At 37.7% G+C, this 12,479-nt stretch carries 10 protein-coding genes and 1 other annotated feature; of the genes, 8 read left to right on the forward strand and 2 right to left on the reverse strand.

The window, feature by feature from the left end; genetic code table 11:
* Nucleotides 1-198: 198 nt before the first annotated feature.
* From FC748_RS06410 to recQ, 5 genes are all read left to right on the forward strand, one after another.
* On the forward strand, nt 199-513 hold the full coding sequence (locus tag FC748_RS06410; protein WP_025219532.1) for a hypothetical protein: 315 nt from the start codon (nt 199-201) through the stop codon (nt 511-513).
* A gap of 164 nt (nt 514-677) precedes the next feature.
* Nucleotides 678-895 (forward strand) — a binding site (T-box leader).
* Between the two features lie 41 nt (nt 896-936).
* A complete protein-coding gene (argS, locus tag FC748_RS06415) occupies nt 937-2,610 on the forward strand; it encodes an arginine--tRNA ligase (protein WP_108030325.1) in 1,674 nt (557 codons plus the stop codon).
* A gap of 188 nt (nt 2,611-2,798) precedes the next feature.
* Nucleotides 2,799-3,980, forward strand: a complete 1,182-nt coding sequence (locus FC748_RS06420; protein ID WP_024361681.1) for an MFS transporter — start codon at nt 2,799-2,801, stop codon at nt 3,978-3,980.
* 286 nt (nt 3,981-4,266) lie between these two features.
* Nucleotides 4,267-5,370: a TcaA NTF2-like domain-containing protein gene (locus tag FC748_RS06425; RefSeq protein WP_108030326.1), complete on the forward strand. Its 1,104-nt coding sequence runs from the start codon at nt 4,267-4,269 to the stop codon at nt 5,368-5,370.
* Nucleotides 5,371-5,378: 8 nt separating this feature from the next.
* Complete coding sequence (gene recQ / locus FC748_RS06430) at nt 5,379-7,142, forward strand: DNA helicase RecQ (protein ID WP_024361683.1); 1,764 nt, start codon at nt 5,379-5,381, stop codon at nt 7,140-7,142.
* Between the two features lie 79 nt (nt 7,143-7,221).
* On the opposite strand, the gene msrA is transcribed toward recQ, so the two are convergent.
* Nucleotides 7,222-7,743, reverse strand: a complete 522-nt coding sequence (gene msrA / locus FC748_RS06435; RefSeq protein WP_108030327.1) for a peptide-methionine (S)-S-oxide reductase MsrA — start codon at nt 7,741-7,743, stop codon at nt 7,222-7,224.
* Nucleotides 7,744-7,917: 174 nt separating this feature from the next.
* On the opposite strand from msrA, the gene FC748_RS06440 reads away from it, so the two are divergent.
* Complete coding sequence (locus FC748_RS06440) at nt 7,918-8,868, forward strand: LCP family protein (RefSeq protein ID WP_024361685.1); 951 nt, start codon at nt 7,918-7,920, stop codon at nt 8,866-8,868.
* Between the two features lie 63 nt (nt 8,869-8,931).
* Complete coding sequence (locus FC748_RS06445; protein ID WP_024361686.1) at nt 8,932-10,131, forward strand: AI-2E family transporter; 1,200 nt, start codon at nt 8,932-8,934, stop codon at nt 10,129-10,131.
* A gap of 99 nt (nt 10,132-10,230) precedes the next feature.
* Here the strand turns inward: FC748_RS06445 and FC748_RS06450 are convergent, their stop codons facing one another.
* Nucleotides 10,231-11,397, reverse strand: coding sequence for an aminotransferase class I/II-fold pyridoxal phosphate-dependent enzyme (locus FC748_RS06450; protein ID WP_024361687.1), 1,167 nt, complete (start codon nt 11,395-11,397; stop codon nt 10,231-10,233).
* Between the two features lie 245 nt (nt 11,398-11,642).
* Between FC748_RS06450 and FC748_RS06455 the strand changes: the two genes are divergently transcribed.
* A complete protein-coding gene (locus FC748_RS06455) occupies nt 11,643-12,455 on the forward strand; it encodes a hypothetical protein (RefSeq protein ID WP_025219524.1) in 813 nt (270 codons plus the stop codon).
* Nucleotides 12,456-12,479: the final 24 nt, after the last annotated feature.

Genomic DNA, 12,479 nt, shown 5'->3' on the forward strand with positions numbered 1-12,479 from the left:
TTTTCTTATGGCCAAACGCATATAAACACCTTATTAGCTGTAGGTATTATACTTGTAAAAGTAGGTGTATTATTTTAATAATCAAACAAATAATGTTAACATAGAAAGATGTATATAATTGGTAATATTTACTTTGGTATAATCTAGGTGTAAAACGGTTACAAGCGAAAGAATACTTTCAATATAGGAGGATGAACAATGGAGACAAAAGAACAAATATTACACTTGTTATTGCAAAAGGGCTTTAAGTTTAGATTTTATGAAGATCAAAATTTACTTTTCTATACAAAAGAGATTACGGAACCTGTATTTGTTAAATGGTTTGCTGAAGAACACTGTCATTTGCCTGACTGTGATTTAACGCATGTGTCGATTTCCCTTGAAATTACGGATAATCTCGAACGTGCGCAATATACTTTCTTTAATGGAATTGATAAACAATATATTTTTAAAGACTTACTAGAGTTTAGAGAAGTATTGGAAAAGCTACCTAATTTAATTGAATTACGCTAATGGATAATTTTTTAATGAAAGAGTGAGCTTAATGTCAGAAGGAAAAATGCTTTCTGTCTTTACTAGAAACAGTTTGACATTGTCCATCGTTTTCTACTTAAACCAACTCAACGTTGACTTGAAGGATATAATCATGTAAAATATTCCAAAATTAATTAATAAATATACATTCTGTGAAAAAGATAGTAATTCATTTTGAGCTGCTAAGCGAGTTAGGGATGGTGTGAGCCTAATGCAGATCGTTTGAATGAAACGCACTTTGGAGAAGTTTCCCGAAATACTAGTAGGGAATACCGGGGCGTCACCCCGTTATCAATTGAAAGTGGTCATAATAATGGCAACTAGAGTGGTACCACGGGAATGCAATGCTCTCGTCTCTTATTTGAGACGGGGGCTTTTTTATTTGTAGAGGAGGGAATGGATATGATAACAGAAATTGCGAAAAGTTTAGCGATCGCATTACATCAGCAAGTAACAGTAGAGGACATTAAAACATTACTTGAAAAACCTAAAAATAGAGCAATGGGTGATTTTGCCTTGCCATGTTTTAAACTGTCTAAACAGCTAAGTAAATCTCCACAAACCATTGCAGTTGAAATTCAAAAAAATGTAACGTGTGAATTAATTCAATCCGTCGAGCTAGTTGGCGGATATGTCAATTTATTTTTAAATCAACCTCACATCACGCAACAAGTATTAAGTAAAATGATGATAGAGCAAAAATTATATGGAACAAGTCCGATAAGTAAAGGCAATGTTGTATTTGACTTTTCTTCCCCTAATATCGCCAAGACTTTCTCAATGGGTCATTTACGTTCAACTGTTATAGGGAATGCGCTTGCCAATTTAGCAGAAAAAAATGGTTATAAGGCTATTCGTATCAATCATTTAGGCGATTGGGGTACTCAGTTTGGAAAGTTAATTGTCGCTTATCATCTATGGGGAAACCAACAAGCAATTGAAGCAGCACCAATTAAAGAATTATTGAAAATTTATGTAAAATTTCATGAAGAAGCACAACAAGATGCAACGTTAATTGTACAAGCGCGAGCGGCATTTAAAGCGTTAGAAGATCAAGATGAAGAGGCGCTTGCTCTTTGGCAATGGTTTAGAGAGGTATCATTAGAAGAATTCAAGGGACTATATCAGCTGTTAGGTATTCAATTTGATCGTTACGAAGGAGAAGCGTTCTATAATGATAAAATGGCAACGGTTGTAAGAGAATTACAAGCAAAAGAACTACTAACACTATCAGAAGGTGCATATGTGGTTGAACTTGAGGATATGCCTCCTTGTATCATCAAGAAAACAGATGGAGCTACACTGTATGCTACGCGTGATTTAGCAGCCGCCTTTTATCGACAGCAACAGTATAATCCTGAAAAAATTTATTATGTCGTGGGCAATGAACAAACATTACATTTCCAACAGTTATTTCGCGTTATTGAAAAAATGGGGTACGCTTGGGCACAAGATTTATGTCATGTGGCTTTTGGAATGATGCTTCAAGAGGGAAAAAAGATGTCAACGCGAAAAGGGAAAATGGTTCTTCTACATGATGTATTGACAGAAGCGATTGAGACTGCAAAACAAAGTATTCAACTGAAAAATCCACATTTACAAAATAAAGAAGAAGTAGCGAGGCAGGTTGGTGTAGGTGCCGTTATTTTCAATGACTTAAAAAATAATCGCATCCATGATATTGAATTTTCTATAAACGACATGATGCAGTTTGAAGGGGAAACGGGCCCATATATCCAATATACGCATGCACGCATTCACTCCATTTTGGACAAAGCAGATGGTCCACTTGAGGAAGTGTCTTTCCAACCGTTAGGACAACAGGCCTGGCAGGTCTTGTTGTTACTTGAACAATTTCCTCGCGTAATTGCGAACGCGTATGAGCAAGTTGATCCTTCCATCATAGCTAAATATGCTTTACAATTAGCTCGTGCGTTTAATAAATACTATGCAACGAATAAAATTCTAGCAAAAGATTGCTTACAAGGTTGCCGTTTAACATTATGTCATTGTGTTGCTATGATTCTAAACGAAGCATTAGCTTTATTAGGAATCGAAGCACCGAAAAATATGTGATGATACTTCTCTAAGTTTATTGTGCCAAAAGCACAAATAAAGCAGGATGCATATAAAAATAATGAAATATTGACGGTAAGCACAGAAAATGCTATAAGAAGACTAGAAGAAATCGGATGTCTGATAACACTATTTATCAAGGACAATGACATAGTAGTGAACTTGGCATTAGAAAGGTATTCAACGTTATGAATAATAAACAATGGACAGCTTCGACAATCGTCGTTGTTGTCAGTATTTTTTTCGTCGCCCTCAATATGCGACCAGCTGTAACTAGCATAGGGCCACTATTTAATGTGTTAATGGAGTCTCTTCAAGTATCCAATACGCAAATGAGTTTATTAACATCCATTCCTGTCTTTTGTATGGGGCTTTTTGCACCAGTGGCTGTTCCGTTACAGCGACGTCTTGGTACGAAGTTTGCGATTGCGCTACTATTAACAATTATTGCGTTAGCCAATGGACTCCGATTGTTACAAGAAAGCTATGTTTTGCTTGTGGTCACTAGTTTTGCTGCTGGTCTTGCAATCGCTATTATTGGGCCGATGTTAAATGCATTTATTAAAGAAAAATTTCCTAATCGTTTCGCAACGGTAGTTGGGGTATATTCTTTTGGCATCGGGACAGGTGCAACATTAAGTGCGGCATTAACGGTATCATTTTATAATGGGTTTCATAAAGATTGGACCATTGCCCTTGGTAGCTGGGCAGTGCTGGCTGTGCTTGCTCTTATAATTTGGTTGCTTGTTATCCCAAATCAGGTAGAGCAGTCGTCTGTACAAAAGGATGAGCGAACAAAGGAAACTGTACGTAATCCGTGGAAAAGCAGCCGTGCGTGGACGATTTTACTTTATTTTGGTTTTCAAACATCGTTATTTTTCTCGATGATGTCTTGGTTAACGCCTATTTTACAAGACAAAGGCTTAACACTCGTTGCTGCTAGTTCGATGTTAACTTTTCTGTCAATCGTTCAGATGATAGGGAATATTGTTGTCCCAATCCTAATGGAAAAATGGTCAAATCGTATTCGATGGCTATTGTCATTAGGAATCATCGGTGTCAGCGGGTTTGTACTTTTATGGTTCGGGACGGGCTGGCTATTATGGATTGGCGTTTTAATTATTGGGATTGTGCTAAGTGGTTTGTTTCCTATTGGTTTATTGTTACCATTGGATGAGGCACGCACGCATGAAGAGGCAAATAGCTGGTCATCAATGGTCATGTCTGGTGGATTTATGATGAGCGCAATTATTCCTACACTAATCGGTTATTGTTATGATGTAACAGGCAACCATTCGTTTACCTTCGTTATCTTTTTGTTATTAATGTCTGGGATTATTGCTACAGCACTTGTATTAAGGAAGCAATAACTAGTATGTCTTATGCATGATGCACAAAGATAGAATGAAAAAGGCAGTAACGGCAAGCAAGTCTCCATGTCGTTACTGCCTTTGCTCGTTTAAAGAGTGCTTCTTATAACATTTCGCAAAAATGTGACAAAATGCTATGTTTCTTTAAAATAAGTAGATAAATTATTATAAATACCTTTGATTTAATTAATATAAAACAATAATTATATTATGTAAACTTGAAACAAATGACGTCGTTGTTTATGATAGTAAAGAAAGAAGTTCGATAGAAAGTATTGGTGAACAAATGCGAAAAAAGATGCTTATCGTTGGAGCGGCAACCCTCCTGTTAACAGGCTGTGGCGATCAATCCGTTGCGGAAATGTTTAACAAGGAAAAAACAGCAATTAAATCTGACAAACCCGTGGAGAAACAGGAGGAAAAGCTCATTCCAGAGGTGAAGGTTATAGGGGAGAGCGCTATTGGTGCGGGTATTATTGTGAAGAAAGACCCTTCGATGCTCTATATTGTAACAAACGGAGCGTTGGTCGCATCAAAACCTACTGCCCTTGTGCAATTTAGTAACGATAAACTTGTAGAAGCTGATGTACGCTATATATCTACTGCTTATAATATTGCTATTTTACAAGTGAAGTATCCTGCGTCCGTCAATGTTCCAACTGTTTTCAATGGCAAGTTGGATCACTTAGCAGTGTATGTCGATGGCTTACCCCACACAATTAGCAGATATAGTGACAAGGTAGCTGCTTATTATATAGATGTAGACCAAGCTTTACCACCCGGTAGCCCTGTGATGGAGGCAGAAAATGGTCAAATAGTGGGCATTTATTTTAATCGACAGCAACAGGGCGTTTCACAACCATACATATTGCCACTTCAAGATATAGTACAGTTACTTGATGAATGGATTACTGACGGCATGAAGGCAAAGGACCGTTTGTCTCAATCTAAAAATTTGTATGCTTATAGTGAAGTCGGTGACAAAGAAGCGGTGCAAAAAATGCTTGAAAAATACGGGAAGAATATTTTTGCCTATAATGAGGACGAGGTAAAAATATTTATTGATACATTTCATGAGCATTTAAAGGCGGCTGTGGCGATTAATGATGCCAGTGTGATGCAGTCTGTTACTGGTGCAGAGGATTTACAGCATACGCTTGAAGATATGGTTGCTTATTATGCGTCCAAGCAAGCCAAAATCCATTTTTCTAATACGACGATTAAACGGATAGAGAAAGTAGGGCAAAATATTATTGTGCGTGCAAAAACGGAATACGTGCTGACCAATTCAGCGGGACAGGAAGCACTTGCACATTCCATCATGACCTATGAGATTTTCAAAAATGATCAAGGCGATTACAAACTAATACGCCTTACAGCAGAGGAGTGAGAAAGAGAATGGAGCAAGCAAGACAAATGCTACAGCACCACTTTGGTTACGATTCGTTTCGCACCGGACAAGCGCAAATTATTGAACAAACATTAAGTGGACAGTCGAGCCTTTGCGTGATGCCGACAGGTGGAGGAAAATCGATATGTTATCAAATTCCGGCATTAATGCTTGAGGGTTTAACGATTGTGATTTCACCGTTAATTTCCCTTATGCAAGATCAAGTCGAGTCGTTGCGAGCAGCGAATATACCGGCAGCTTATATCAATAGTACATTATCAGCACAAGAAGTGGATGAAACGATGCAGCTAGCGAGTGGAGGTTATTTGAAGCTGCTCTATATTGCACCGGAAAGATTAGAAAGTGCTACCTTTTTACAAGCATTATCACAATTATATGTACCATTGCTAGCTGTAGATGAGGCGCATTGTATTTCGCAGTGGGGACATGATTTTCGCCCCAGCTATCGCGCCATTCAAAAACTGTTTACATTATGGGCTCAACAACCGACTGTGCTTGCCTTAACTGCTACAGCAACTCCTGCCGTCTGTGAGGATATCCGTCAATTATTATCGATTGACGAAAAGGCAACACTCATTACAGGCTTTGAACGTGAAAACTTAGCTTTTACGGTGTTAATCGGTGAAAATAAAGAGCGCTATATTAAAAATTATATTGAAAAAAATAAATCGGAAGTCGGCATTATTTATGCGGCGACACGTAAATCAGTCGACGCATTGTATGACTTACTGACACGTGCGGGTGTGTCGGTCGCAAAATATCATGCAGGACTGTCAGAGAACTTGCGTATGGCTGAACAAGAACGATTTTTAAAAGATGAGGCGCGCATTATGATTGCAACCAATGCGTTTGGTATGGGAATAGATAAAAGTAATGTTCGCTTTGTCATTCATTATCAAATGCCACGTAATATGGAAAGTTATTATCAAGAAGCGGGACGCGCAGGGCGTGATGGCCTGCCAAGTGCTTGTATTTTGCTCTACGCTTCAGGGGATGTACAAACACAACGTTTTTTAATTGAGCAGACACGTGATGAAGCGCGTATCGCACAGGAATTAGAAAAATTACAAACGATGGTCGATTACTGTCATACAGAGGGCTGCCTACAAAATGCGATACTAACATATTTCGGTGAACAGGCAGGTGCACCATGTAAACGTTGCAGTAATTGTCAAGATAACCGTGAAGTAAAAGATGTTACGGAAGACGCACAAAAGGTATTAGCTTGTGTTGTAAGAATGGGACAAAAATTTGGCAAAACAATGGTCGCGCAAGTATTAATTGGCTCCAAAAATCAAAAAGTCCTTGAATTTGGATTTTCTAGACTTTCAACCTATGGCATTTTAAAAGGGCAATCTTCGAAGGAGGTTTCTAACTTTATCGAATTTTTAATTGCGGAAGGATTATTAGCTGTTAAGCATGGCACATTTCCAACGATTTACGTATCGGAGGAAGGGAAATCTGTTTTGTTAGGCAAGCGAACAGTTATGCGAAAACAAGCCGTGACAGTTCGACTACTTGCAGACAATGATCCATTATTTGAACACTTACGCATATTACGCAAAGAGATTGCCGATGAAGAAAAGGTACCACCATTCGTCGTGTTCTCTGATAAAACATTGCGTGAATTATGCGATAAAAAGCCTTCAGAGCTGGAAGGGCTCAGACAAGTGAGTGGTATTGGTGAAGTGAAATTCGAGAAGTATGGCAAGCGTTTCTTTGATGCAATGCAGTCATTTAGCTTAAAGTAATGAGAAAAGAATCCATCTAGTGTTTTTCACACGATGGATTCTTTTTGTCTGATTTAGGAAACTGTATTTTGAGAATCTATTATTTTTTCCAATGTTGCGCAATAAATTCATCACGTCCTGATACTGCTCGATCTTGTTTATAATGGTCTGGTTCTTTTTTGTAATAGTCTTGATGGTAATCTTCTGCTGGATAAAAGTGTTGAGCATCACGAATTGTGGTTACAATAGGTTTATCGAAGCGCCCGCTATTTGCAAGCTTTTCTTTTGATGCCTGCGCAATTCTTTTTTGTTCTTCGGAATAAGTAAAAATGGCCGTTGCATAGGATTCGCCTCTGTCGTGAAACTGACCGAAGGCATCTGTAGGGTCGATTTGCATCCAATAAATATCAAGTAACTGTTCATAACTAAAAATAGAGGAATCAAATTCAATTTCGACTACTTCTAAATGGCCTGAGTTGCCTTTTTTAACGTCTTCATATGTTGGATTTTCTAAATGGCCACCCATATAGCCTGATGTAACCTTATGTATGCCGTCCCATTCTACAAATGGCTTCACCATACACCAAAAACAGCCGCCTGCAAACGTCGCTTTTTCAATCATATTCATCATCCTTTCTTTTGTGAAAATATTATAGCATTATTTTGTTCATTACTGGCAAATAGGGTGTAAAATAACGAATAGATAGATGCTGATGAGGATAGTAGGAGAAAAATGAAACTTTCCTTACTTTCAATCGTTACATTAACTATAAAAAAATAGAGGAGTTATTTTGTTATGGAAGAGCAAGACTATACAAGACGCTCGCAACGTCCTAAGAAACGTCGATTGCGTAAAGGGAGAGCACTGTTTACGTTCTTATTACTCTGTGTCATTGTCATTGCTGGATACAGCATTATGCAATATCGAAGTGGCTTGCAATTAGCTACAGACACGTTGGTACCCCAAGAAGACTTTAGTGGAGACGAAGTAAAGGACGATATTGAGAACTATTTATTATTAGGAATCGATACACGCGGTGAAGAGAAATCGCGAACAGATACAATGATGGTATTATCTTGGAATAAGAAAACAAACGATGTGAAACTCGTATCATTTATGCGGGATATTTATGCAGACATTCCAGGCTATCAATCCTATAAACTAAACACGGCGTATTATTTAGGTGGTGTTCAACTGTTAAAAGACACATTAAGTAATATGTTTGGTTTACCAATTCATCATTACGCACTTGTCGATTTTAAAAATTTTGAATCACTTGTAGACATTTTAGCACCTAATGGTGTGGAAATGGATGTAGAAAAGGATATGTCTGAAAAAATTGGTGTTACCCTTACAAAAGGTACGCATAATCTAAATGGACAGGAATTGCTTGGCTATGCAAGATTCCGCCATGATGCTGAAGGAGATTTTGGGCGTGTTGCTCGTCAGCAAAAAGTAATTGAAGCATTAAAAAATGAACTATTAGCACCGCAAAATCTATTGAATTTACCTAAATTCATCGGTGCCGCACAAGGCTATGTGACGACTGATTATTCGTCAGCAGGAGAAATCCAACAAGTTTTAAAAATGGTGTCTAAAGGGAAAGTATCGATAGAGAAAGCGACAATACCCATTGAAGGTAGCTATGATTTCCAAAACTTTAGCCATGCAGGATCTGCTATTGTGATTGATGAAAAGGCAAACAAAGATTTTTTAAGTAAATTTTTAGGAATTTCCTTGGAGTGATACTTCGCAAAAGCTAACATTATCCTGTAAAATATAGGTGAGCATTCGGATTGGGGTGAGTAGATGAGTGAAAAAAGACCGAAGGAGCATTCAAACTTCTTTTCGACGAAGTTTATCCGCTTTTTAGGTGGTAAAAATTTATTATTTACGTTAATTATTTTATTATTACTCGCATGTGTAATTTACATGTTTGGAAAAGTTTCCTTTATATTTACCCCGCTACAAGTATTATTTGAGGTTGTTATTTTACCAGGGGTACTAGCCGTAATCGGGTATTATTTATTAAGACCATTATTAGGAATACTTGAAAAGTGGCGTATCCCAAGAATTTGGGGCATTTTAATTTTATATATTGGTGTAGTGGGCGTCATTACTTTACTTGTCGTGCTGGTCTATCCATTTTTACGAGATCAATTTACGAATTTAGCGCAGGAATTCCCTGTCTATTTTATGGCCCTAACACAAAATATAGTGGAATACTTAAATAACTCACGTGTTAATGAGTATTTAGCCAATATGGATTTTAATTATGAAAAAGTCGTGATGAATTTTACAACAGATATTATTGAAACAGTAAAAGATACAGCGGCCAATTTAGCACAAGGTGTTGCAACAGGAATAACAGGTTTTCTTTCAACCTTAACAGGCATTATTTTATCGCTTGTTACGGTACCATTTATATTATTTTATTTATTAAAAGATGGCGAGAAATTACCAAAATTTGTTATGAAAATATGTCCGCCTCGCATGCGTCCAGGTTTACATGATGTTTTACATGATATGGACAAGCAAATTAGTTCTTACATACAAGGGCAAATTTTAGTGTCAATGTGTATTGGGGCAATGGTCACAATTGGCTTCTTAATTATCGGCATGAAGTATGCATTGCTACTTGGTTTTTTAGCTATGATAACAAGTGTGGTCCCTTATTTAGGACCAGTCATTGCAATTACACCAGCAGCTATTATTGCGCTTGTTAATTCGCCATTTATGCTTGTTAAACTAGCCATCGTCTGGACGATAGTACAGTTAATAGAAGGGAAGTTCATTTCGCCACAAATTATGGGGAAATCTTTGAGCATCCATCCCATTTCGATTATTTTCGTATTGCTAACAGCAGGTTCATTATTTGGTGTACCAGGTGTAATTTTAGGGATTCCAGGCTATGCGATTTTAAAAGTACTTGTCACACATTTATTTAAACTATTTAAGCAACGATATAATCGCTACGAAGATGAAGTAGTACAAAAATATGATGTGTAACAAAAAACAGCTACTGCGAGCATTCAGTAGCTGTTTTTTTTAATGATATAAACAAAGCATGTAATAAGGATGCCTCCTGTTCACATGCTTCGTTAAATGTTAGGAGATGGAAACGTTTTTAAGACGATCTACTGCTTCTTGTAAAACCTCTTTTGGCTGAACAAGTGCCAGTCGTAGGTAGCCTTGTCCTGCTGTGCCAAACACTGTTCCCGGTACTGTTACAACACCAATTTGTTCAATTAGCTTAAATGCTAAATCTGTACAGTCAATATCGTACGGATATTTTGCCCATACGAACATACCACCATCTGAAGGGGCTGCATCCCAACCAAGCTCACGTAAGCCATTCATTAACGTTTTGTGACGTACTGAGAATGTTGCACGTAAGTTCTCTGTAATTTCTTCCGCGTGGTCTAAAGCAACTACCGCTGCATCTTGAATTGGTTCAAAAATACCGAAGTCTAAATTCGATTTAAGTTGTTTTAAGACAGCAATCATGTCAGCATTACCAGCAATATAGGCAATTCGTGTACCAGCTAGGCTGAAGCTTTTTGATAAAGAATTAATCTCCATCCCTACTTCTTTTGCACCTGGTGCCGCTAAAAAGCTTATCGGACCGTCACCAGTAAAGTAAAACTCTGAATACGCCGCATCATGAAGCACAATCACGTTATATTTTTTAGCAAAAGCAATGACCTTTTCGAAATAGGCAAGAGAAGGCATAGCTGGTACAGGATTACCTGGTAGATTTAAGATAAGTAGCTTTGCCTTTTGTGCAACTTCTTCTGGCACTGCATCTAAATCAGGTAAATAATCGTTTTCTGCTGTTTGCGGCATATAGTAGGGTGTGGCACCAGCTAGATGAATGCCTGCATCGTAAGCGACGTAAGCTGGATTTGTTGAGAGAACGATGTCTCCTGGATCACAAAAGGCGATTGGTAAATGAACTAAGCCTTCTTGAGAGCCGATTGTTTGAATGATTTCAGTTGTAGGGTCTAAATCAACATTGCTACGACGTTTATAATAACGGCTAACTGCATCATAAAAACGTTGTGTGCCAGTTAATGTGTAGCCATATGATTCTGCCAAGCCCGCTCTGTATGATAAATGCTCACGGATTTTTGCATGTGGTGGAAGGTCAGGGCTCCCTAAACTTAAATCGATTAAAGACATACCTTTTGCTTGTTGTTGTTTAGCAAAGTGCTTTAAATCTCCGAAAATTGCTGGGGTAAATAGAGACATTTTTTTTGATGGTACGATTTTCAAACTAGTACACTCCTTATAGTTGTATAACAGAATAGTAGTACACATTTTATCATACTAAAGCACAGAAAGGGGAAGTTATTCTGAAAAAAGAATATATTCTTGTAATGGAGAAGATGCTTGCATAGGCTAGCGGAAAAAATTAAGCTTAAATGAATGTATTTGCACAAAATAATTACGGGTAACGATGTTAAATGATAGTAGCGATACATTTCTGCTATTATTAAGCAAGGAGGGTGGTTTTTTAGATGAAGGTATGTTCTTTAAGTGGACCAAGTGGAACAGGAAAAAGTACAAGCGCGCTCGTTTTTGCACATAAAATAGGAGTGGAAGCCATTATCGATGACGGTTTACTCATTGTCAATGGCGTGAAAGTAGCAGGGATTTCTGCGAAGTTTGAAAAAAATACGATAACTGCTGTTCGACGCGCGATTTTTTCAGAAGAAGCGCATCGTGAAGAAGTCGTCAAAGCTCTTGATACATATCATGTTCAATCTATATTACTGATTGGTACGTCTGATAAAATGACCAATAATATTGCCAAGCGCTTGGAACTAGGGCCGATTGAGACGTATTATTATGTTGAGGATATTCGCTCTCAAAAGGAAATCCAAAAGGCACGATTTATTCGCCAAACGCAAGGAAAACATGTTATGCCAATACCGTACCGACAAGTAGAGCAAAATTTCTTTAAACGACTGGTGCAAAAAGGGAAGGAAATTTTCACACCTAAACGTGAAAAAATCGGTGAAACAACCATTGTGCGTCCTGACTTCCAACAGGAATATATTGAAATAGAGAAGCAAGTCTATGTGCAATTACTAACCTATATTTGTAAACAGCAAGATATTGTGCAAAAAGTAGAACAAATACAGTTTAGCCTTGGAGAGCAGGCAAAGGTCATCATTTCTTTGCAATTAAAGATGCCGATAGATTATTCATTACCTCGCCGCTTATATCAGTTACAAGAAGACGTACAACATTCTTTTTACCAGCATTTTGGCTACGAACTAGATGCTATCAATGTTCAAGTGCACTCTGTTGTACAAAAACGAAAATAAAAAACAGGTACTCTAGTCGCAATA

This window comes from Lysinibacillus sphaericus, from assembly GCF_005217585.1.
Lineage (GTDB): Bacteria > Bacillota > Bacilli > Bacillales_A > Planococcaceae > Lysinibacillus > Lysinibacillus sphaericus.